The following is a 20,553-nucleotide window of genomic DNA, read 5'->3' on the forward strand; positions in this document are numbered from 1 at the left end:
TCAAAGATCCATTACAACGTCGCCTCAAAACAGCGACTTAATTAATATATCATGCTGAGGGTTTCCCGTCAACAACTTTATATATTTTTTAATTTCGCACTGCTTGCCGTTTCCGGCTTTCTTAATGCGACAGGTAATAATATAACACCTTGTTTCTAACATTACAAGAGTTATGTTGAAAAAAATAAAAAAACCGCAGAAATCGCAGTTTTTCAAAAGAGGGATGGCCGTTTCTCTTCTACAAGATACAGCCGGGGAGAAGATCTTTTGAAGCAGCACGGACTTCACAGTTCAAAGAACATTGATCTCTCTCTCCCGTGCCTCCCTGAGTAAATAGAAATATTTAGCTTTCGCCACGGTGATCTGACGATATTCTTCCTCACTCGCATGAAAGTTGTGCTCCATCAGACGGGCAAGTTCGCTCCATTCCCTGTGGGCACGTCCAATACTCTCAATTAACCGTTTCTCTTCCCGTTTTCTCTTTCTCTTCCTATTAAACATAAGGCACCCCTCACTCTCAGAGCTCCCGTCTTCCTTCCATCGCTTTGGAAAGAGTAACTTCGTCCGCGTATTCGAGGTCCCCGCCGACCGGCAGCCCATGGGCTATGCGGGTCGTCCGGATTCCGGCCGGCTTCACGAGACGTGAAATGTACATAGCCGTAGCCTCCCCTTCCACGTTCGGGTTGGTGGCAATGATGAGTTCTTCCACACCTTCATCTTTCAGACGCTTAATTAAGCTTTCAACGTTGATGTCTTCAGGACCTATCCCGTCCATCGGGGAGATGGCACCATGGAGCACGTGATACTTTCCACTGAACTCTTTCATCTTTTCCATAGCAATGACGTCTTTCGGGTCCTGGACTACGCAGATAAGCGTACTGTCTCTCGACTCGTCCTGGCAGATGGAACAGGGATCCTGATCCGTAATGTGTCCGCAATTGGTACAGTGGGTCAGTTCCCTTTTCGCATTCACAAGCGCTTTACCGAACTCCAGGACGTCGTCCTCTTCCATCTCTAAAACATAAAAAGCCAGACGGACCGCCGTTTTAGGACCGATCCCTGGCAATTTAGTAAAGCTGTCGATCAGCTTTGAAATCGGTTCTGGATAATACACTAAAACATTCCTCCACCAGGCATGCCTTTCGTAAACTCACCCATCGTATCATTCGTCTTATCGTCCACCTGTTTCAATACGTCGTTCGTAGCTGCGATGATCAGATCCTGAAGCATTTCCACATCATCCGGATCGACTGCTTCTTCATCTATTTCCACATTGGTGATTTCCTTTTTCCCGTTCGCTTCCACTTTAATCATTCCGCCGCCCGCTGTAGCTTCGAACGTCATTTCATAAAGTTCTTCCTGTGCTTTCATCATTTTCTTCTGCATTTTCTGCATCTGTTTCATCATATTATTCATGTTTCCGCCACCACGCATATGAATTCCTCCTAAAGTTTAATCGTGAATTTCAATTATATCATCACCGGCTAATTTTTTCGCTTCTGAGATGAAATCGTCTTCTGTATCTGCATTTTTCTCTTCTTCCGGAGCTTCGTCTCTCTGTTTCTGTACGTACTCCTCACGCAGTTGCTGCCACTTCGGTTCCGGCACGGGGATAATCACCAGCGGTTTCCCGGTGAATTCCTCAAGCAGAGGCTCGATAGTCGCTTTATGATCGAGCGCTAAGGAACAATGGATATCGTAACGGAAAGCGAGAACGAGTGAGCTTCCGGAAGCGGCCCTCGGTTTACTGTTCAACAGTGTCGCATGAGCGGGGGCATTTCTCTTCTTCAATGCTTCCATGAACTCGCCCCACACTTCCTTCACACCGGTAATCGCTTCTTTGGAAGCTTCATGGAGCGTACGGTTTATCTTCTCATAAGGAACCTGATAATTGTTTTTGGCTCCCCTGGAGGGCGTCCGCTTTTCCGGGGCCGGCGCCTGCTGGGAAGCTGCGACCGCAGGTGGATTTTCTTCCATCTTCATGATTTTCTTCTCCAGCGTATCGATTTTGCGGGAGAGTTTATCCACCATCTCCGTATCTCCCCCTGCGGGAGCTCCCGATTTCTGGTCTGCAATATTCAAAAGAGCGATCTCTATGAACACCTTAGGGCTCGTCGTCCACTTCATCTCCTGCTGACACTGGTTCAAAGAGCGGATTGCGCCCTGAATCCATTCCGGCTGAAGCTCCCCGGAGAGAGCCCGGAAGCCTTCATCCGGTACTGCTCTCTCCAGATGCTGTTCAAGTCCCGGCGCACTCTTGTACATAAGCAGATCCCGGAGATAATAGATCAGATCGAAAACGAAACGCCCCGGGTCTTTCCCTTCCTGAATAAGAGCATCCACCGTTTCGAGTGCTTCCTTTACTTCCCCTGCATGTACGTAACGCAAAAGAGCAGCCAGTTGCTGCTGGGAGATGGAGCCGGTAACGGCCAGTACATCTTCCGTACCTACGGCATCCTCACTGTAGGAAATCGCCTGGTCCAGCAGACTGAGAGCATCCCGCATTCCGCCCTCTGCACTCAAAGCTACGATCTCGAGAGCTTCCCTGTCCACTGCAAGATCCTCTTCTTCCGTAATGGAAGCCATCCGTTCTACCATAGCTGTCTGCGATATACGTTTGAAATCGAAACGCTGACAGCGGGAGATGATCGTCAGGGGTATTTTGTGAGGTTCCGTCGTCGCCAGAATGAAAACTACGTGTGAAGGAGGTTCTTCAAGCGTCTTCAACAGGGCGTTGAAAGCCCCGATGGAAAGCATGTGCACCTCATCGATAATGTAGACTTTGTAGGAGACGGAAGTAGGCGCGTATTTGACTTTATCCCTGATATCACGGATCTGCTCCACTCCATTGTTTGAAGCTGCGTCTATTTCGATAACGTCCGATATGGAACCGTCCTGGATACCGAGACATGCGCTGCAGGCGTTACAGGGTTCTTTCGTCGGTCCCTGTTCACAGTTGACCGTTTTTGCGAAAATTTTCGCAGCACTCGTCTTTCCGGTACCGCGCGGGCCGGAGAACAGATACGCATGTGAAAATTTCTGCTGGGCGATTGCGTTTTGCAAAGTACGTGTAATGTGTGTCTGTCCCACCACATCCCTGAACAGGGTAGGGCGCCACACCCGATATAGGGCCTGATAGCTCATAGTCGATGTTCCCCTTTGTTAGTCTTACTTCTTATTATAGCGAAAACGGACCCTCCCTGTGAAGTTCCACCTCTGTCTCTCTGCAAAAACTTTACAACCCCTGAGAGAAAAAAAGCCGCTATGGCTCTTCGCCATAACGACTTTCTGTTTTATGTAATGCCGTGCACCTGCTGTCGATGACAGAACCCCAAGCGTTACTCACAATCACAGCTCGATCCAGGCACTCCCGCGGCACACGAGAGGCACAGCTTACTGCTGCTTCCTTCCGGACCTGACAGGGTTCACTGCTTCTCATTGCGCAGGACCTGGATGTCAACACTGCTTTTGTGAGGCAGACCTTGAAACTTTGTCACCTCGAGCAGGAATTCAGCCTCGCTCTAGCGGCTTGCGAGTGCAGGGCACCGCTACCTCCCCGCTTAGCACGACAATCGTAATTATATAACCTCATCTTCGAAATTGCAATAGATAGCTATTTGTCTTTTCTTTTTTTCCTTATCCTTCTGAAAAAAGAGGAAAGCATCTCTCCGCACTCCTCTTCCATCACTCCGGCACGGATGGCTGTACGGTGGTTAAAACGATCGTCGTCCAGAAGGTTCATAAGCGTCCCGGCACATCCTGCTTTCCGGTCGTAAGCTCCGTACACGAGTACAGGAATGCGGGACTGGAGAATCGCTCCGGCACACATCGGACATGGTTCAAGTGTTACGTACAGCGTGCATTCCTCGAGTCTCCAGCTTCCTATAACATCATTGGCGCGATCGATCGTAATACACTCGGCGTGAGAGGACGTTTTTTGTGTAGTTTCTCTCAAGTTATGTCCCCGGGCTATCACTTCACCTTCGTGGACGAGGACAGCTCCTATCGGAACCTCTCCGAGCGCCTCTGCTTTCTCCGCTTCCTCGATGGCTTTCTTCATATAATACCGGTCGCTTTCCATACGTCCACGTCCTTAATCGAAAGTTACGAAATAGTTCTTTTCTTCCGCTTCATGATAAGCTCTCTCAAGACCCGCCTCATCGATTTTCTCCTTCGTTACGAAACGGTACGGAACGGAAACGGTCCATTCCTCCGCGAAAGGAAAAGGGGTAAGAAGAACGGCAGCTTCATTCTTCCACTCCGGATAAATCCCGCCCGGAGCGATGTCGAACTTCTGCGGGAAACCGTCTCTGAACCATGGCACTTCATTTTCTTTGGAGGCCCCCGGCTCATTCATACATATATACAGAGAGAGATTATCGCAAAACTGAAGCCTTTCAAAATGAAGATGACGTAATTCCGCCGGCACTTCCACTTTCATTTCATTGAGCAGTTTTTCCTGTACTTCCTTCTGCTCTTCATAAAATTCGGCGGTGCGGGGGTCGTCCCGGTCATTTTCGAAGAAGGACTGGTAATGCATACTCGTCAGCGCTCCGGCATACGGAGATTGCTCCGCTGTCTTCTCGATGCCGCTTCGATAGGCCGCCAGTTTCTCTTCCAGAGGGTAATCGACGAAGGTGAAAGGCCGCCCCTTCTCTTTGTTCCACAGCGGCTTCTCATCAAGAGGGATCCACGCCCTGTCATGGACCTCTACCGCCCAGTCCGCTTCCGATCGAATTCTTGAAGTCAGCAGGAAATCATTTTTCCACTGACGTGCCATCTCTCCTGAGATAAGCGCATGATCATGCTGACGAATCATAACAAATCCTTCCTTATATTCCCGGACAATCATTTTCACCCCTCCACTTCCTCGCTTTTTCGTACTACTAATCATAGCAATTTTTTGAAAATATTAAAAGCACGGGCTTTCGGACGTTTTCCCGAAAGAAAACCCCCGCTTATGAAAGCGGAGGCTTCTGTCCTTTTATTTACTGAGGATGCGGGTCATTTCTTTATTGAATGCCGGGATATCATCAGGCTGACGGCTCGTCACCAGCTGATCCTGGCATACGACTACTTCCTTGTCCTGAACGGTCGCACCGGCGTACTCCATATCCACCTGAATGGATTTGAAGCCTGTCGCGTGACGTCCTTCCAGACTTTTCGCAGTGATCAGAAGCTGTGGTCCGTGGCATATTGCAAAGACCGGCTTCTCATTATCCATGAAATACTTGGCGAACTTCACGAAATTATCGTCCGCACGGAGCTGATCCGGAGAGAAACCTCCCGGAATGAACAGCGCATCGAAATCGCCGGGGTTCACTTCATCAATAGATTTATCTATTGCAACTTTCGCCTCTCCCTGTTTTCCTGTCACTTCTTTTCCGGCTTCCCATTCTATATTCGTCACTTCATGGCCTTCTTTTTTCAAAGCGTTGACCGGCTGAGTGAATTCTACATCTTCAAACATATCGGTGATTACACATGCTATTTTACTCATTGTGTTTTCATCTCCTTTGTAAGATTGTTTCCACTATCAATGTTTCCCGGTGCACACTATATTAAACCTGACCCCACTTCCGTTCTTTCACGGAAAACGTCTGAAAAGCCGGGTTCTCCTGGTTTCTATAGACTTCCTTGCCTGCTATGGCATTTAAAATGTGTATATTTCTGTGCACGGCGAGTCCAAGGTTGGTCGCTCCGGTACCATGGGAATGAGTAAGGCCGGTAGCTGTGAAGAAGTGGTGAGATCGTTCTTCATTGAAGACGAGTTTATAGTCTCTCGTCACTTTGTACTGCATCTCGCCTTCCCACTCGATTTTATCTTTGAAATTCTGCATGAACCACTCGGGAAAATGAGGTTCATATCCTGTCGCGAGCACGACTTTTTTCGTCGAATGTACGTATTGTTCTTCTTCCTGCCACTGATAACAGTCGAGATGATACCTTCCGTTGTCGTAAGTGATATTGTTCACTTCCGTCATCGGCTGAATGAAGATACCGCTCTCCCCTCCTCCTGCTGTCCGGTGATACAGTTTCGTATACAGACGGATGAGGGTGTCGGGGTCGATTCCTTTACGCAGAGGTTTAAGGGTATCGAGGGCTTCCAGACGTTTTTCTTCACTTAAACTATGGAAGTAATCGATGTATTCGGGGGTGAACATCTCCTGGGCAAATTTCGCCTGATCGAGCTGGAACAGACCTCCGGACCTTGTAAGAAGCGTTATCCGCATATCCTGTCGCTCCTGTTCCTCCAGCAGGTCGAGGAAAATTTCGAGAGCACTCTGCCCCGAGCCGATCACCGTCACGTCCTGGGAGCGGAGAAGCTGATCTTTTTCAAACAGATAACGGCTAGAATGAAGGACGTCTTCCCGCGGGAGTTCTTCCGTCCCCTTGAATGCGAGCGGCTTCGTGCCCGTCCCCATTAAAACGTGTTTCGTATCATATTGCTTGAGTTCACCCGTCATTTTATCCTCCACCTTAACGGTGTAATACTCTTCCTCCTCGTGATCCAGAACATCAACTACCACATGCCCAAAATACAGGTTATCGAGGCGATCGGCCGCCCATTGCAAATAATCATTGTATTCCTGACGGGGGATTTTGAAATTCTGATACAGGTAAAAAGGAAATAATCTATTGTTTTCATACAGATAGTTCATGAACGTATAAGGGCTTTTAGGGTCAGCGAATGTAGCCAGATCCGCCATGAACGGAACCTGTAAATCCATTTTTTCCACGAGCATGCCGGGGTGCCATTCGAACTTCGGAGTATCATCAAAAAAGATCCCCTCTACTTCATTCGTCTGATCTATGAGCCCGGCCATCCCGAGATTGTAAGGTCCGATTCCAATACCAATTACGTCGTACATACTGTTTCCCCCTTTTTCTTCTAAGAGGCTATTCCCAACTTTCCTCCTTCTTAATCTCCGGGGTTTTTTCGGGTACGTTCATCTATTATGTATGTTTCACGTGGAACTTCTGCCGAAAAGCAAAACGAAAAGCACGTCGCTTTCCGCGGGCACAGCCTCAGCTGACGCGATCAGAAAATCCGTTTGATCACGCGGGTCTTCAGCCCGTACCGGTTCTGCGGAAGTTGACGTACTTTTCGTATAGAATTCATGGATTCGATTGTCCGGATGCTGTATCTTTACCGTTCGTTTTACCCCGGGTGCCGGGAATATTTATTCTTCAAGTGTGGACGTATCTCCTGTCGGAAGTCCAAGTTCCCAGGACTTCAGCAGGCGACGCATAATCTTACCACTTCTCGTTTTAGGAATGGAGTCTTTCACTTCCATTTCACGTGGTGCTGCGTGAGCACTCAGACCTTTTTTCACGAACTGACGGATGTCTTCCAGAAGTTCATCCGATTCTTCGTAGCCATCGTTAAGCATAATGAAAGCTTTGATGATTTCTCCGCGCTCAGGGTCCGGTTTACCGATAACCCCTGCTTCCGCTACGGCTTCATGCTCAATCAGCTTACTCTCCACTTCAAACGGGCCTACCCGCTCTCCGGAAGTGTTGATGACATCATCGAGACGTCCCTGGAACCAGAAGTACCCGTCTTCATCCTGATAGGCACTGTCGCCGGAGACGTACCAGCCGTTGACGAAGTAGCTTTCAAATTTACCGGGGTTGTTCCAGATGGCGCGCATCTGGGCAGGCCATCCTTCTTTGATGGCCAGGTTCCCCATCTGGTTCGGTGGAAGTTCGTTCCCTTCGTTATCTACGATAGAAGCTTCTATCCCCGGAATCGGTTTACCCATGGAACCGGGACGGATTTCCATAGCAGGGAAGTTACAGATCAGCTGGGCTCCCGTCTCCGTCATCCACCATGTATCGTGGATACGAAGATCGAACGCCTTCAGCCCCCACGTAACGACTTCCGGGTTAAGCGGCTCCCCTACACTCAGTACGTGACGGAGGGAAGTCATATCATGTTTCTTCGCAACCTCCGCTCCCGCACTCATCAGCTTACGGAAAGCGGTAGGCGCCGAGTACCAGACGCTGATCTCTTTCTCTGCGATCAGAGAGTACCAGTCATCGGCGCTGAAGCGGCCGCCTTTGACCACGTTCGTCACTCCGTTCAGCCAAGGGGCGAAAATACCGTAGCTCGTACCCGTAACCCAGCCCGGGTCGGCAGTACACCAGTAAATATCGCCCTCTTTCAGATCGAGCACCCATTTACCCGTCTGATAATGCTGGATCATGGCGTTGTGTACGTGATAGACGCCTTTTGGTTTACCCGTTGAGCCCGAGGTGTAGTGAAGCAGCATTCCGTCTTCGAGGTCTACCCATTCTATATCGAAATCCTGAGAAGCGTCTTTCATCTCCTCTTCAAAACTGATGTAGTCGCCGGAACCTTCTCCTCCTACGAGCACGACCTGCTTCAGGTCCGGAAGTTCTTTTTCCGGTACGCGTTCGAGAAGCTCAGGAGTCGTTATGAGCATTTTAGCCCCGCTGTCTTCCAGGCGATCACGGACAGCCTGTTCCATAAACGCTTCAAACAGAGGACCCGCGATAGCTCCGGTTTTCAATATACCGAGAAAAGCAGCGTAAAATTCCGGGCTTCGCGGAAGGAACATAAAAACCCGGTCCCCTTTTTCAATATTATGCTTCTTAAGTACGTTTGCGAATTTATCACTTTCCCGCTTCAAATCACTGAATGTGAGTGTTTCTTCCCGACCGGGAGCCGAATAGACGAGAGCGGGCTGATTCTTTTTGTCCGGATCCTCTGCATGCTTATCTATCGCCTCATAAGCCATGTTCACTTTCCCTGTTTCATTCCAGGTGAAGTTCTTTTTGGCGTCTTCCCAGTCAAACGTTTTGTACATTTCTTCGTAGTTCTCGAGATTGTAATTACCCGTTTGTGCCGGAATTGATTTCATATCCATAATTGTCTCACACTCCTTGGCAAAATTACTCCCCCGTTTCACATGTCGGGGAAGCTATGTACATGTATTTCGGAAAATTCCGTTAATTGTATTGTATGCGATTTCAAAAAATATTTAAAGTGAAACACATATTTTCCCTTTTGACCGCCGCAGTCGGGGGACGTTTGCTTCCCGCCTTTTGTCTTTATATAATATACAGTAGAAAGGTGAGAGACTATGACTAAAGAAAATAAAATGTTTTGGATTCTCGGTGTTATAGGAACAGTCAATATTATCGTTTCCCTTATACTGCTTCTGGCTATCAACAACACAATGATTTCCCTGATGCTCTTCTCCTCGGGTGTGTTTCTTATCATCGGAGGAATTGCGGATCGGAAGGAGAAAAACCGGCGCCGTCAGCGCAGCTTGTAACCGGGTTTTCTTCCACCTTTTACTCTCGTAGTAAAATAAATCCCCGTGAGAACGATTGCGCCCCCGATGACCTGATCGACCGTAATTTTTTCCTGCAGAAAAAGAAGGGAAAGGATCGCAGTGGCGAACGGCAGCAGATTGATGAATATCGTTGCCTTCGCCGGTCCTATTTCCGCAACGGCCATATTCCATGACAGCAGCGCAAGAAAAGACGGAAACAGTCCGGTGTAAAGGATGCTGGTGATGATCGGCATGGACCAGTCGGTTATGAACCGGCCCTGGGACCATTCGAATAGAAAGGCCGCTATCATCACCATAACATTCCCGATCACCAGGATACCGAACAGACTTCCGAACAAAGGCAGCCTGTAACCGTAAATGTTCACGAGCGTAGAGTAAATGGCCCAGCTGATGACCGCCCCTATCATAATCAGATCTCCACTGTTGAACTCGAGACTCAGCAGCCTCGCAAAAGACCCCTTACTTATAATATAGGCGACACCGGTCAGGGATATCCCCACGCCTATCAGCTGACTCAGTCCATATTTCTCCTTCAGAAATACGGCTCCGATAAAAATAGTCACTGCCGGAGTAAGCGATTCCATAATAGAGGCGTTTATAGTGGTAGTGTAATGAAGAGCCAGGTATGAAAAAGCCGGAAACATTACTATTCCCGTAGCTGCCATGCCGACCAGAGGGCGCCATCCGTCGATGAGCTGTCTCTTCACCATCCTTATCTTCTTCCAGTAAAACGTCGTGACAAGAATCACCCCGATGAGCGTTCTCAGCCACGTCAGGGTCAAAGGAGGGACGGCATCAGCCGCCACTTTCCCCACAATGTAGTTTCCTGCAAACAAAAACATAGTTACCATTACAAGAGCATACGCTCTCATCCCGACTCCCCCTTTCCTGAATAACGAATGTACTCGGGTATCTCTTTTTCTAAAAGCCAGGGATTTTTCTTCTTCCTCATTTCCCCTCAGTAAAAAAGAGCCTCTCGTCTATAAAGAGGTTCTTCTCACCATTCCAGGATATATCCTTTCACCCCTATCGGCTTTTGATCGGGTTCCTGTTGAACCGCTTTGAAATAAGGATCTTCATGATCAAGATGATATTCGATAGATTCCGGATCCAGATACAGCTTATATTCAAGATTAGTGACTTTATGAAGTTTGACGTTCGATACCGTCTCCTGATTCTTTTCGTCGTCGATGAGGAAAATATCGACCGTATCGAAGCCATACGTAATTAAACGATCTTTCAATTCCATAACCCGCCTCCTTCCTATTTCATTGTGTACTATATTTCTTACCCTATCTTTTTCACATAAAAACAAGGACGGGCCGATTGTCCCGGAGAAATTAAAAAAATCGTTTCCATGCCTGAATACCGAAGTAGAACGCCTGGAGGAAAAAGCCTGTACCCCAGACGACCGCCGGTATTTTCGTGGCACGTGCGAGGTTCGTCGCATCACCGGCCCCGGAAGGAGAAGTGAGGCTGAGCCACATGATATTAAAAGCACTTATAACTGACTGCACCAGTATGAGTGCGGCAATAAACGTCAAAGCATAAGCGATGAGCGTCTGGTGACCGGAACGCAGCAGCCAGAGAAAGAGAACTGCGAACGTGATAATCCAGAATACTCCGTACGGATTGCGTACCCAGAATAACAGGTTTACGGAGAGTAATCCGAGTAACAGAATAACGATCAGCGTGTATTTTCCTTTAGAGAGAAGGTAAAAAAGAAGAAATGCGAACGCTGACGCGAAAATATAGCCCGACAGGCTGGTGAGTACGTGGCTGAACCATGAGGTGTGCCCGGTCATGGTTACACCGGACGTGTTGGGAAAGAGGGAGATGTTCCGTACTTCTCCGCCGCTTAAAAGAGCCATTAAGGAGTGGCCGGTTTCGTGTACCATCGTATTCAGCATAGCAAAATACTTTCCTATGATAGGCATCTGCGTCAGTAAAAGAGCAACTATAAGACTTATAATAATTTGTATTTTCATCGATACCTCTCCATTCCTCATCTGCTTTCTTCTTTACGTTTTCACGGACGGAAACGTTTCATGCATAGTGGCCCCCGACCTTTTTACTTCTCTCGATTGTAATCCCGCCCGGCTCATAACTGCTGGCCCGCAGCAGAGAAGTGGAGCCGTACCGGGCCCGTATGTCATCCATCGTAACAGCCAGATCACGTTCTTTCTCTTTCCGGTCGAAAAAGGTCATCTGCAGACTCTCATCATTCTCCAAGTTCGTGAGAGAGACGTAAACCTGGCGAATGGCCAGGCCGCGGTCGTAATGTTTCCGGAATAAGGAAAGGATCGCTCTATACATATCCATCGTCAGGTTCGTCGGGGTATGGAGAGTGAGTGAACGGGAAAACCCTCCGCCTGTCCCTTTCGTGTACCCGAGCCCTAAATGGACGGTCCGGCCGATATGATGGAATTCTCTCGCCCTGCGGCACACCTCCTCACATAAATCCAGAAGACAGGGATATATATCCTTTTCGTCATAATCCTCAAGCAGCGTTATTCCGTGTCCATAACTCTTTTGCACCGCCCCCGTGAAGTTTCCGAATACCGGACTTAAGTCCACGCCTCTTGCATGCCAGTAGAGCTGTTCTCCCATGACACCGAAACGTTTTTTAAGAAAGCGGAGCGGATGGGTAGCCAGATCTCCGAGCTTTATAATTCCCATATTGTTCAAACGCCGCATCATACGTTTCCCTATCCCCCATATATCTTCCACCGGCACCGGCCACAGAAGCCTTTCCACATCTTCATAACGGCAGACGGCGATTCCGCTTGCGCTCTTTTTCGCGTGTATGTCCAGCACGACTTTAGCCAGAAACTTGTTATCTCCTATACCGACAGCACACTCAATTCCGAACTGTTCGGCAATTCTTTTCCGGAAAAGTTCAGCGATTTCACGTGGAGGACCATAGAGCTTCTCCAGCCCGTCCACCGTCACCCAAAGCTCATCGACGGAATAAACGTGGATGGCTTCCCGCGGCGCATACTGATGAACGAGCCTCGTAATCTCTACGGAAACATCCAGATAATCCTGCATGCATGCTTTGGCGATAATGATTTCCGGGTCATCGGGAAGCTCGAAAAAGCGGGAGACGTTCCCTGTTCCGTGCCGCTCCTTAAGAGCAGGAGAAGCTGCAAGCACGATACTACCGCTGCGCTCCGGGTCGCCGACTACAGCGAGAAGCGCCTTTGCCGGATCCAGTCCTCTTTTCATACATTCGACACTGGCATAAAAAGACCTCATATCGAGACATAGCACGTCGTGCCTCGGATAGGGGTACTCCGTCATCGCCATCACCTCATTTCCCGGGAAATATAATATCAGTACCGTTTCACTTTTAACGGGAACACTTGTTCTTATATTACCCTTGTACTGTTTTTTTGTAAACAGTACTTTTTGATCCTTCCCCCTGCAAGTCCACGATTTTGGTTACGGGAAGCGGGGGCTGCCACGTTGATAAAAAACGCCTCATGAGACAGAGACCTTCTGCTGACTCACGAGGCGCTTATATCTGTCAGGAAGTGTTTTCATCCTTAAGAAACCGGATGATTTCGCTCATCACCTCTTCACTTTTCTCCCCTTTGAATATCTCCTGAGCGTGGGCTCCGCCCGAAATTTCCATCGTTTTCATCACTTCTTCCGTACTTTCTTCAAGTTCTCTGTAACCTTCGTCCTCACTGTAAACGGTCAACACCGGAGTATCACTGATTTCCATAGGGTCGCCCCCTGGGGAGAGGAGCACCACTTTTTGAAAATCGAAGTCCCCTTCCGTCACAGCTTCAATAGCGGAAGAACCGCCGGCACTTGCCCCCATCACAGCTACCTCTTCGGCTCCGTGCTCTTCTTTAAGCATCGCAGCCGCTTTTTTGAGTGTCCGCGGTGACGTGTCTTTCGTCGCAAAAGCGGTGATACCGTTATCTGCTAATTTTTTGCCCTGGTCATCCCAGCTTTCCGCATTGTAAACGGCACCGTGCGAGAGGACGACGGCAAGGTCTCCGTCCCCTTTCCACAATTCACCTTCTATATTACTTTCCTCGGATGTTTCGCTGCTATTTTCATCTTCCTTCTCCGGACTCTGACTGTCCGGATCGTCTCCCTGGCAGGCTGCAAGAGAGAGTAGTACTACAACTGAAAAAAGTACCCTATACATCAATCTCACTTTCGATCCCTCCCGTATTTCATAATTTCCGGGCCCGGATCTGTTCAGGGCTCCATTCGTCCTGTACCCTTCAAGCGTCTTTTTCAAAATGATAAACACGTAGTATTGGGTAAGAAGAGGTGCATGTGTTCCAAAAAACTGCTCATAAATCAACTGGTAGATGAAAGGAACATCAAAAAAATGTAGAAATTCGGGAAAGTCGGAAGCGATAACCATTTCTCCTGTAGTTATTTTTTACTACATATGTTTATAATGATACCTGCAGCGTTACAAATATCCATTCAGGGAGGTACATAGTATGAAAAAGTTTTTCAAGTTCGGTTGTTTAGGGATCATAGGAATCATAGTTCTTGGTACTGTGATCGCTGCTTTAGGTGGAGGAGATTCAACTGAGAATACATCCTCGAATGAAGAAAACCAGACAGAAACAACCAGTGAAAAACAAAGTCAGGAAAATGACGGCGAAAGCCAAAATCAAAAAAATGAAAATCAGAGTGAAGAAAATACCGAACAGTCTTCTGGTAATTCTACTTCTGAAAATACATCCTCTAAAAACGACGAAACTATAAGTGCAGAGGAATTTGATCAGATTTCTAACGGTATGAGCTATGAGAAAGTTGTAGAAATTATAGGAAGTGAAGGCAGTCTTCAATCTGAAACGGGTGAAAAAGGGACTCAGTTTCACACAGTTATTTACTCGTGGGACGGAGAGTCAGGGTTCGGTTCTAACGCAATGCTTACTTTCCAAAACGAGAAACTACAAAGTAAATCACAAGCCGGAGTGGGAGACGGCCGTTCTTCAGACGTAACGATCACTTCGGAAGAATTCAATCAGATTGAAAATGGAATGAGTTCTGATGAAGTATTTGAAATTATTGGAGGAGAAGGAGAAATTACTTCTGAGAGTGGAGAACCGGGAAGTCAATTTTACACGGTAAGCTACACTTATAGTGGGGAAGCCGGCCTGGGGTCCAACGCCACTCTAATGTTCCAGGGCGGAAAACTGTCCTCTAAGTCACAGTTCGGACTGGAATAAAACCGGAACGACATTTCTGCTTTTCAAAGCTTAATGAATGGTTTACGTCCTTTTGTGCAAAAGGCAATAGAAAACCTCCTTCCGAATACAGATTACGAAACGGAAGAAGGTGCACGTACCACTTTTAGTATAAAACTTTAACTGCATTCTCATCGGTGGAATCACCGCTTATAAACTGCGAAACGCCCCCGGCAGGATTCGAACCTGCGACACATGGTTTAGGAAACCAATGCTCTATCCCCTGAGCTACGGGGGCACAAACGTTATTATACTACCATTTCCCTTTTATGCAAAGATAAAATTCTTCCTCCTCGTGCCTTCCCTGACCGGTGTGTGATAGAATATACTTTGTCTGTTCGAACGGATGTATAAAAAGGAGGAAGACAGTAATGGCTCAACTGCCTTTTATAGCTGTGGAAGGTCCGATCGGTGTAGGAAAGACCTCCCTGTCCAAGAAAATAGCTGCGCATTTCAAATTTCAATTATTGGAAGAAATCGTAGAAGAAAATCCTTTCCTCGGTAAATTCTACGACAATATCGAAGAATGGAGCTTTCAGACAGAGATGTTTTTCCTCTGTAACCGGCACAAACAGCTTGAAGATATAGAACATAAATTTTTGAGGGAAAGCAAGCCCGTCGTCGCGGATTATCATATCTTCAAAAATATGATTTTTGCAAAGCGTACACTAAAAGAAGAACATTTCCGCAAATATTCCCGTATCTTCGATATTCTGACCGGAGATATGCCGCGTCCTAACATGGTCATTTATGTACATGCGGGACTCGATACGCTATTCGAGCGTATACGGAGGCGGAACCGGGACGTGGAAGCGAATATACAACCTGAGTACCTGCAGCAGCTGTCCGATGATTATGAGACATTCATGGATCAGTTCGAAGAAACCCACCCCGATATTCCGGTCATACGTCTGGACGGGGACCGTCTTGATTTCATCAAACATCAGCGTGACCTTGACTATATACTTGAAAAAGTTGGAAGCTACCTGAGCAAAGGAGAAGTGATCAAATGAACGCACGTGAAAAATACGGGATCCCGCACGACAGTGTGATTACCGTAGCCGGTACGGTAGGTGTCGGGAAGTCGACGCTCACGACATCTCTGGCTCAGGCCCTGAACTTCCGTACGTCGTTTGAAAAAGTGGAAAAGAACCCTTATCTGAACAGTTTCTATAAAGACTTCGAACGGTGGAGTTTCCATCTGCAGATCTACTTTCTCGCAGAGCGGTTCAAAGAACAGAAAAAAATCTTCGAATATGGTGGCGGCTTCGTCCAGGACCGCTCCATTTATGAAGATACCGGTATCTTCGCGAGAATGCATTACGATCAGGGTACCATGTCCCCTACCGATTACGAGACGTACACCAACCTGTTTGATGCGATGGTCATGACCCCCTATTTCCCGCACCCGGATCTGCTTATCTATTTGGAAGGGTCATTCGATGACGTCATCGAACGCATCAGAGAACGCGGCCGGCCGATGGAACAGGAGACACCGACTGCTTACTGGGAAGAAATGTACAACCGTTATGAAGACTGGATCGACAATTTCAATGCCTGTCCGGTATTACGTCTGAATATAGCCGACTATGACCTTCTGAATGATGAAAAAAGCGTTGAACCGATTCTCGAAAAAATCGGTCACTTTATTCAGCAGGCCCGTAAATGGAGATCGAGCCATCTCCCGGTCGAGTGAAAATAAAAGAAAACCCCCCGTCTGCAACAGTTCCGTAATGCAGACGGGGGATTTTTCATTATTCGCTGATACCGGCCGATACTTCCTCGGCCATTTTTTCAAATGATCTTAAGCCGCCTCCGGACAGATACCAGACTGCCGGGTCCAAATAGATCTTCTTGGCATCCGTCTGGTTGACCAGATCGTTATCATACAATTCCTTCGCCTGCCCTTCACCGCTGACTACCTTATCGCGGTCGATAATGAAGAGATAGTCAGGATCCTGTTCCGCAATATACTCAAACGTTACACTCATACCATGAGTAGAGGCTTCGATCTCTTTATCAGCCGCCGGTACTCCGAATACATCGTGGACGAGCCCAAAACGTGACCCGGGTCCGTAGGCACTGACTTTTCCACCGGTCGCAAGCGTTACGAGACCAGTCTTATCCTCCGGCATATCTTCTTTAATCTGCTCAATATCTTTTTTCAGTGCCGAAACCTTCTGGTCAGCTTCTTCCGTTTTACCGAAAATTCTGGCAAGGGTTTGAGTATTCTTCTCGAATGATTCCATATAATTTTCGTTATCCATACCTACATAAACAGTAGGAGCAATATCACTGAGATCTTCGTATGCCTCGGACTGACGACCTGAGATAACAATCAGTCCGGGGTCCATACTATTGATTTTTTCGAAATCAGGTTCTTTCAGACTTCCAACGTTTTCATAATCATCTTCTTCATATTTCGACAGATAATCGGGAAGGGTACTCGATTTCGCTACACCGTCTGCTTCTATACCGAGGGCATCGAGCGTATCAAGCGCTCCGAAATCAAATACGACTATGTTCTCCGGATTCTTCTCCACTTCCGTCGTTCCGAGTTCGTGCTCCACCATAACGGTTTCTTTACTCTTCTCCTTGTCTTCCCCGTCACCGGAAGAGGCACCGGCTTCTTCTTCCGAACTTCCGCAGGCCGCGAGCACCATCATTACGAGCACACTGAGAGTCATCAACAATTTCTTCATATTCATTCTCCTTTATTCTTTTTTATTATTCAGGTAAAAAACACACAAATACGGTTGCCGTCTATGTTACATACATTGAATTCCATATCGTAAACTTCACGGAGCACGTTATTCGTAATCATCTCTTCCGGATGCCCCTCGTACACACACTTTCCATCTTTCAACGCTACGATGTGATCGGAATAACAGGAGGCGAAGTTGATATCGTGAATAACGATTACAACCGTCTTCCCGAGATCATCCACCATGCGCCGGAGTGCTTTCATAATCTGTTTAGAATGTTTCATATCCAGGTTATTGAGCGGTTCATCAAGAAGGATGTAATCGGTATCCTGGGCGATGACCATCGCTATGTAAGCCCGCTGTTTCTGTCCTCCGCTCAGTTCATCGAGAAAGCGGTCTTCGAAATCTTCGAGCTGCATGTATTCAATCGCTTCATTAATCAGTTTCTCATCTTCTTTTTTCAGCTTTCCCTGCGAGTAGGGGAAACGTCCGAAGCTTACCAGTTCCCGGACAGTGATCCGCACTTTGATATTATTCGACTGTTTCAGAACGGAGAGCCGCTTGGCCAATTCTTTGTTGTCGTAGGAAGTGATTTCCTCGCCGTCGAGGAGTACAGAACCTTCGTCTTTCGGAATGAGCCGGCTCACCATCGACAGAAGCGTACTTTTTCCAGCTCCGTTCGCCCCGATAAAAGAGGTGATCGTACCTTTCTTTATATGGACGGATACGTCATCGACCACTTTCACTTCTTTATAAGCCTTGGATACATTCGTTACGTCTACCATACGTCATTCTCCTTTACTAACAGATAGATGAAATAAATACCGCCGACGAAGTTCACAATGACACTGATGGTCGTGGAAAAAGTGAAGACGTGTTCCACGAACCACTGCCCGAGCAGCAGACTGAAGATACTTACGAATATCGCTCCCGGGATAAGATACTTATGACGATACGTCCGGAACACTTCGTGGGAGACATTGGCCACAATCAGCCCGAGAAAAGTAATCGGACCAACAAGTGCCGTTGCGACGGAAACGTATACGGCTATTACACCGAGCAGGCGTTTCACCACCGCGTCATAATTGACGCCGAGATTCACCGCCTCTTCCTCACCGAGAGAGATTACATCCAGATACTTCGTATACCTGAACAGATACAGCGTAGCTGCGAGAAGCAGAATTCCTCCCACAAGCAATAGCTCCGTATTGGCATTGTTGAAGCTTGCGAACATCTTATCCTGCACGACGAGGAATTCGTTCGGATCGATCAGCACCTGAAGGAAATCTGATACACTGCTGAAAAACGTTCCGAGAATAATGCCGACGAGCAACAGGAAGTAAATATTCTTCCCTTCTCTTTTGAATATGAACAGAAACAGAAGAAGGGCAAACACGACCATAAGTCCGACAGACAGAAGGAAATGAAAGTGATTGTTCATCATCACAAGCGTTCCGCCTCCGAGCAGGAAGACGATTGCCGTCTGCAGTAGAACGTAAAGAGAATCGAATCCAATCAGGCTCGGTGTGAGAATCCGGTTATTCGTAATGGTCTGAAAGATGACCGTGGATGCTGCAATGGCCGCTCCGGTCATCGTAATCGCGGCCACTTTCTCAAGGCGCCTCGGGAGGACGTAATCCCACTGCCCTCCGACATCCCAGAAAACAAACAGCAGAATGCTTGCAACCGACAGAGACAGTAATATGATCAGTTTTTTGTTATAGCCCATACGACCGTCTCCTTAACAGTAAATAAAGGAAAATACCACTGCCGAGAACTCCGACAGTCAGACCGATGGATATTTCATAAGGGTAGATGATAACCCGCCCGAGGATGTCACAGACGAGTACGAACAGTGCCCCGAGCACCGCTGTCTGCCATATACTGCTTCTTAAATGATCCCCCTGGTAAATCGTCACGATATTCGGAACAATCAGCCCGAGGAACGGCAGCATCCCGGCTGTAAGTACGACGGAGGCTGTAATCAGTGCTACAAGCCCGAGCCCCAGATAAAGAACTTTCTGATAGCTGAGCCCTAAGTTGGAAGCAAAGTCTTCCCCCATCCCGGCGATAGTGAAGTGATGTGCAAATATGTAAGCGAGAATCACTACCGGAAGGCTTAAGTAAAGAAGTTCGTAACGGCCCTCGATCAGCATGGAGAAATCCCCGTGAAGCCACGTCCCTATGCTTTGGACGAGATCAAAACGATAGGCGAGAAACGTCGTAACGGAACCGATGATATTCCCGAACATCAGTCCGACCAGAGGGATGAAGACCGCGTCTCTGTATCTAATCTTATCGAGGATTTTCATGAAAACGAACGTACCGGCCAAAGCGAAAAGAAAAGCCAGCAGCATTTTCTCCATCATCGATGCCGAAGGGAACAACAGCATACCGACGAGAATCCCCAGTCTTGCCGAATCCATCGTACCGGCTGTCGTCGGGGAGACGAATTTATTCTGGCTGAGCTGCTGCATAATCAGTCCGGCGATACTCATACTCATCCCGGCGATAAGAAGGCTGACAAGCCTCGGAATTCGGCTGACGAACAGGACTTCCTGCTGTTCGTCGCTTAAGGAAAAAAAATCCGTGATCGATAAATCAGACACCCCGGTAAAAAGGGAAAGAATCGAGAAAAATATTAAAAGAAAACCCGTAATCCACCATTTCATATCCAATTCTTCCTAACCAACCTGCTTCTATTTACAAAAAAATCCTTGTCTAGACAAATATAAGTACAAAAAAAGAAGCAGTTGTAAAAATGATAATCATTCTCAATGACAAGTAAATGATATCAATTCTCAATGAGAGTGTCAACTGCTTCCGAGATTATTTCGAATTTTTTCAAGAAAAAGCTGTCCGCTGCGCTTTTCTTCCTCTGTCATTCCCGCACAGGCTTCGTCGATTGTATCCAGAGCCGTCCGATTCAGCTTCTCTTCTTCCTGTCTCGCCCATTCCGTCGGGTAAATGTAATTCCTCCGCTTATCTTCCGGGTTTACGTAACGGTAAATGTACCCGGCCTTCTCCATCCTTCCAAGCAGTCTCGATGTCCCGGCTTCGTCTCTTTCAATGGAGACGGCAAGCATCCGCTGCGTCTGTCCTTCTTTCCCGTACAGACGGCTCATTATCTGCCACTGTTCATACGTCAACGTGTGCCCGATTTTTTTGAAATTCTCATTCAGTCTTGCGTTCATTACCCGGGAGGCCTGAAAAAGCTGATACCCCGGCGATTCGTCCATTACATATTTCCGATTCATGATCCGCACTCCCTCCGTTAAGTAATAGTCGTCCGTT

General features: G+C 47.5%; 23 protein-coding genes, 1 tRNA gene and 1 other RNA gene. 4 read left to right on the forward strand and 21 right to left on the reverse strand.

Translation table 11 applies throughout. The features are described 5' to 3' along the window. Positions 1-291: 291 nt before the first annotated feature. The 10 genes from AAV35_RS13665 to acsA form a co-directional block, all read right to left on the reverse strand. Entirely contained in the window at positions 292-501 is a 210-nt protein-coding gene (locus tag AAV35_RS13665) for a YaaL family protein (RefSeq protein ID WP_008590209.1), read from the reverse strand. A 16-nt stretch (positions 502-517) separates the two neighbouring features. Beyond that, positions 518-1,114 carry a recombination mediator RecR gene (gene recR / locus AAV35_RS13670; protein WP_008590211.1) on the reverse strand — a complete coding sequence of 199 codons (597 nt, stop codon included), beginning with the start codon at positions 1,112-1,114 and terminating at the stop codon, positions 518-520. Further along, complete coding sequence (locus AAV35_RS13675) at positions 1,114-1,434, reverse strand: YbaB/EbfC family nucleoid-associated protein (RefSeq protein ID WP_008590213.1); 321 nt, start codon at positions 1,432-1,434, stop codon at positions 1,114-1,116. The genes recR and AAV35_RS13675 overlap by 1 nt, the downstream gene beginning before the upstream one ends. 18 nt (positions 1,435-1,452) lie before the next feature. Further along, the gene (dnaX, locus tag AAV35_RS13680; protein WP_008590216.1) at positions 1,453-3,144 is read right to left on the reverse strand and encodes a DNA polymerase III subunit gamma/tau; all 1,692 of its coding nucleotides are present in this window, start codon (positions 3,142-3,144) and stop codon (positions 1,453-1,455) included. A gap of 159 nt (positions 3,145-3,303) precedes the next feature. Then, an RNA gene (ffs, locus tag AAV35_RS13685) (signal recognition particle sRNA large type) lies at positions 3,304-3,569 on the reverse strand. A gap of 44 nt (positions 3,570-3,613) precedes the next feature. After that, entirely contained in the window at positions 3,614-4,081 is a 468-nt protein-coding gene (tadA, locus tag AAV35_RS13690) for a tRNA adenosine(34) deaminase TadA (protein ID WP_008590218.1), read from the reverse strand. Between the two features lie 12 nt (positions 4,082-4,093). Beyond that, the gene (locus AAV35_RS13695) at positions 4,094-4,894 is read right to left on the reverse strand and encodes a DUF3891 family protein (protein ID WP_337589699.1); all 801 of its coding nucleotides are present in this window, start codon (positions 4,892-4,894) and stop codon (positions 4,094-4,096) included. Positions 4,895-4,984: 90 nt separating this feature from the next. Beyond that, positions 4,985-5,500, reverse strand: coding sequence for a type 1 glutamine amidotransferase domain-containing protein (locus tag AAV35_RS13700; RefSeq protein WP_008590222.1), 516 nt, complete (start codon positions 5,498-5,500; stop codon positions 4,985-4,987). A gap of 61 nt (positions 5,501-5,561) precedes the next feature. Then, positions 5,562-6,872: a lysine N(6)-hydroxylase/L-ornithine N(5)-oxygenase family protein gene (locus AAV35_RS13705; protein ID WP_008590224.1), complete on the reverse strand. Its 1,311-nt coding sequence runs from the start codon at positions 6,870-6,872 to the stop codon at positions 5,562-5,564. A 312-nt stretch (positions 6,873-7,184) separates the two neighbouring features. Further along, positions 7,185-8,894, reverse strand: a complete 1,710-nt coding sequence (gene acsA, locus AAV35_RS13710) for an acetate--CoA ligase (RefSeq protein ID WP_008590227.1) — start codon at positions 8,892-8,894, stop codon at positions 7,185-7,187. A gap of 216 nt (positions 8,895-9,110) precedes the next feature. Here acsA and AAV35_RS13715 point away from each other — a divergent pair, with 216 nt between their 5' ends. Then, a complete protein-coding gene (locus tag AAV35_RS13715) occupies positions 9,111-9,305 on the forward strand; it encodes a hypothetical protein (protein WP_008590229.1) in 195 nt (64 codons plus the stop codon). Here the strand turns inward: AAV35_RS13715 and AAV35_RS13720 are convergent. The 5 genes from AAV35_RS13720 to AAV35_RS13740 form a co-directional block, all read right to left on the reverse strand. Continuing rightward, positions 9,290-10,198 (reverse strand): DMT family transporter, encoded by a 909-nt coding sequence (locus AAV35_RS13720; protein ID WP_008590231.1) that lies wholly within the window; start codon positions 10,196-10,198, stop codon positions 9,290-9,292. The genes AAV35_RS13715 and AAV35_RS13720 overlap by 16 nt on opposite strands. A gap of 125 nt (positions 10,199-10,323) precedes the next feature. After that, positions 10,324-10,575, reverse strand: a complete 252-nt coding sequence (locus tag AAV35_RS13725; RefSeq protein WP_008590233.1) for a hypothetical protein — start codon at positions 10,573-10,575, stop codon at positions 10,324-10,326. A 91-nt stretch (positions 10,576-10,666) separates the two neighbouring features. Beyond that, the gene (locus AAV35_RS13730) at positions 10,667-11,314 is read right to left on the reverse strand and encodes a M50 family metallopeptidase (RefSeq protein WP_008590236.1); all 648 of its coding nucleotides are present in this window, start codon (positions 11,312-11,314) and stop codon (positions 10,667-10,669) included. A 58-nt stretch (positions 11,315-11,372) separates the two neighbouring features. Continuing rightward, entirely contained in the window at positions 11,373-12,629 is a 1,257-nt protein-coding gene (locus tag AAV35_RS13735) for a DNA polymerase IV (RefSeq protein ID WP_008590237.1), read from the reverse strand. A gap of 226 nt (positions 12,630-12,855) precedes the next feature. Next, on the reverse strand, positions 12,856-13,500 hold the full coding sequence (locus AAV35_RS13740) for an alpha/beta hydrolase (RefSeq protein ID WP_169819467.1): 645 nt from the start codon (positions 13,498-13,500) through the stop codon (positions 12,856-12,858). A gap of 298 nt (positions 13,501-13,798) precedes the next feature. Here AAV35_RS13740 and AAV35_RS13745 point away from each other — a divergent pair, with 298 nt between their 5' ends. Next, positions 13,799-14,536, forward strand: coding sequence for a DUF3862 domain-containing protein (locus tag AAV35_RS13745; RefSeq protein WP_008590241.1), 738 nt, complete (start codon positions 13,799-13,801; stop codon positions 14,534-14,536). 183 nt (positions 14,537-14,719) lie between these two features. Here the strand turns inward: AAV35_RS13745 and AAV35_RS13750 are convergent. Then, positions 14,720-14,792, reverse strand: a tRNA-Arg gene (locus AAV35_RS13750). Positions 14,793-14,925: 133 nt separating this feature from the next. On the opposite strand from AAV35_RS13750, the gene AAV35_RS13755 reads away from it, so the two are divergent. Both AAV35_RS13755 and AAV35_RS13760 read left to right on the forward strand, forming a co-directional pair. After that, positions 14,926-15,567, forward strand: coding sequence for a deoxynucleoside kinase (locus AAV35_RS13755; protein ID WP_008590242.1), 642 nt, complete (start codon positions 14,926-14,928; stop codon positions 15,565-15,567). Beyond that, positions 15,564-16,250 (forward strand): deoxynucleoside kinase, encoded by a 687-nt coding sequence (locus AAV35_RS13760; protein WP_008590245.1) that lies wholly within the window; start codon positions 15,564-15,566, stop codon positions 16,248-16,250. Before AAV35_RS13755 ends, AAV35_RS13760 begins: the two co-directional genes overlap by 4 nt. A 58-nt stretch (positions 16,251-16,308) precedes the next feature. Here the strand turns inward: AAV35_RS13760 and AAV35_RS13765 are convergent, their stop codons facing one another. The 5 genes from AAV35_RS13765 to AAV35_RS13785 all read right to left on the reverse strand — a co-directional run bounded on the left by AAV35_RS13765 (position 16,309) and on the right by AAV35_RS13785 (position 20,516). Next, on the reverse strand, positions 16,309-17,256 hold the full coding sequence (locus AAV35_RS13765) for a siderophore ABC transporter substrate-binding protein (RefSeq protein ID WP_008590247.1): 948 nt from the start codon (positions 17,254-17,256) through the stop codon (positions 16,309-16,311). Positions 17,257-17,285: 29 nt separating this feature from the next. Further along, complete coding sequence (locus AAV35_RS13770) at positions 17,286-18,044, reverse strand: iron ABC transporter ATP-binding protein (RefSeq protein WP_008590249.1); 759 nt, start codon at positions 18,042-18,044, stop codon at positions 17,286-17,288. Continuing rightward, positions 18,038-18,988 (reverse strand): iron chelate uptake ABC transporter family permease subunit, encoded by a 951-nt coding sequence (locus tag AAV35_RS13775; RefSeq protein ID WP_008590251.1) that lies wholly within the window; start codon positions 18,986-18,988, stop codon positions 18,038-18,040. The genes AAV35_RS13770 and AAV35_RS13775 overlap by 7 nt, the downstream gene beginning before the upstream one ends. Next, positions 18,978-19,931 (reverse strand): ABC transporter permease, encoded by a 954-nt coding sequence (locus tag AAV35_RS13780; protein ID WP_008590253.1) that lies wholly within the window; start codon positions 19,929-19,931, stop codon positions 18,978-18,980. Before AAV35_RS13780 ends, AAV35_RS13775 begins: the two co-directional genes overlap by 11 nt. 141 nt (positions 19,932-20,072) lie before the next feature. Further along, positions 20,073-20,516: a MarR family winged helix-turn-helix transcriptional regulator gene (locus AAV35_RS13785; protein WP_008590256.1), complete on the reverse strand. Its 444-nt coding sequence runs from the start codon at positions 20,514-20,516 to the stop codon at positions 20,073-20,075. Positions 20,517-20,553 lie beyond the last annotated feature (37 nt).

It is taken from the genome of Salimicrobium jeotgali, from assembly GCF_001685435.2.
GTDB classification, from domain to species: domain Bacteria; phylum Bacillota; class Bacilli; order Bacillales; family Halobacillaceae; genus Salimicrobium; species Salimicrobium album.

What these genes read in the sequence shown, in the direction of transcription:
- AAV35_RS13760 (WP_008590245.1), top strand. Translation starts at nt 15,564, where the DNA reads ATGAACGCACGTGAAAAATACGGGATCCCGCACGACAGTGTGATTACC.
- AAV35_RS13765 (WP_008590247.1), bottom strand. Translation starts at nt 17,256, where the DNA reads ATGAAGAAATTGTTGATGACTCTCAGTGTGCTCGTAATGATGGTGCTC.
- AAV35_RS13725 (WP_008590233.1), bottom strand. Translation starts at nt 10,575, where the DNA reads ATGGAATTGAAAGATCGTTTAATTACGTATGGCTTCGATACGGTCGAT.
- dnaX (WP_008590216.1), bottom strand. Translation starts at nt 3,144, where the DNA reads ATGAGCTATCAGGCCCTATATCGGGTGTGGCGCCCTACCCTGTTCAGG.
- AAV35_RS13730 (WP_008590236.1), bottom strand. Translation starts at nt 11,314, where the DNA reads ATGAAAATACAAATTATTATAAGTCTTATAGTTGCTCTTTTACTGACG.
- acsA (WP_008590227.1), bottom strand. Translation starts at nt 8,894, where the DNA reads ATGGATATGAAATCAATTCCGGCACAAACGGGTAATTACAATCTCGAG.
- AAV35_RS13770 (WP_008590249.1), bottom strand. Translation starts at nt 18,044, where the DNA reads ATGGTAGACGTAACGAATGTATCCAAGGCTTATAAAGAAGTGAAAGTG.
- tadA (WP_008590218.1), bottom strand. Translation starts at nt 4,081, where the DNA reads ATGGAAAGCGACCGGTATTATATGAAGAAAGCCATCGAGGAAGCGGAG.
- AAV35_RS13735 (WP_008590237.1), bottom strand. Translation starts at nt 12,629, where the DNA reads ATGACGGAGTACCCCTATCCGAGGCACGACGTGCTATGTCTCGATATG.
- AAV35_RS13745 (WP_008590241.1), top strand. Translation starts at nt 13,799, where the DNA reads ATGAAAAAGTTTTTCAAGTTCGGTTGTTTAGGGATCATAGGAATCATA.
- AAV35_RS13785 (WP_008590256.1), bottom strand. Translation starts at nt 20,516, where the DNA reads ATGAATCGGAAATATGTAATGGACGAATCGCCGGGGTATCAGCTTTTT.
- AAV35_RS13775 (WP_008590251.1), bottom strand. Translation starts at nt 18,988, where the DNA reads ATGGGCTATAACAAAAAACTGATCATATTACTGTCTCTGTCGGTTGCA.
- AAV35_RS13695 (WP_337589699.1), bottom strand. Translation starts at nt 4,894, where the DNA reads ATGATTAGTAGTACGAAAAAGCGAGGAAGTGGAGGGGTGAAAATGATT.
- AAV35_RS13720 (WP_008590231.1), bottom strand. Translation starts at nt 10,198, where the DNA reads ATGAGAGCGTATGCTCTTGTAATGGTAACTATGTTTTTGTTTGCAGGA.
- AAV35_RS13665 (WP_008590209.1), bottom strand. Translation starts at nt 501, where the DNA reads ATGTTTAATAGGAAGAGAAAGAGAAAACGGGAAGAGAAACGGTTAATT.
- AAV35_RS13705 (WP_008590224.1), bottom strand. Translation starts at nt 6,872, where the DNA reads ATGTACGACGTAATTGGTATTGGAATCGGACCTTACAATCTCGGGATG.
- AAV35_RS13715 (WP_008590229.1), top strand. Translation starts at nt 9,111, where the DNA reads ATGACTAAAGAAAATAAAATGTTTTGGATTCTCGGTGTTATAGGAACA.
- AAV35_RS13780 (WP_008590253.1), bottom strand. Translation starts at nt 19,931, where the DNA reads ATGAAATGGTGGATTACGGGTTTTCTTTTAATATTTTTCTCGATTCTT.
- AAV35_RS13700 (WP_008590222.1), bottom strand. Translation starts at nt 5,500, where the DNA reads ATGAGTAAAATAGCATGTGTAATCACCGATATGTTTGAAGATGTAGAA.
- AAV35_RS13675 (WP_008590213.1), bottom strand. Translation starts at nt 1,434, where the DNA reads ATGCGTGGTGGCGGAAACATGAATAATATGATGAAACAGATGCAGAAA.
- AAV35_RS13755 (WP_008590242.1), top strand. Translation starts at nt 14,926, where the DNA reads ATGGCTCAACTGCCTTTTATAGCTGTGGAAGGTCCGATCGGTGTAGGA.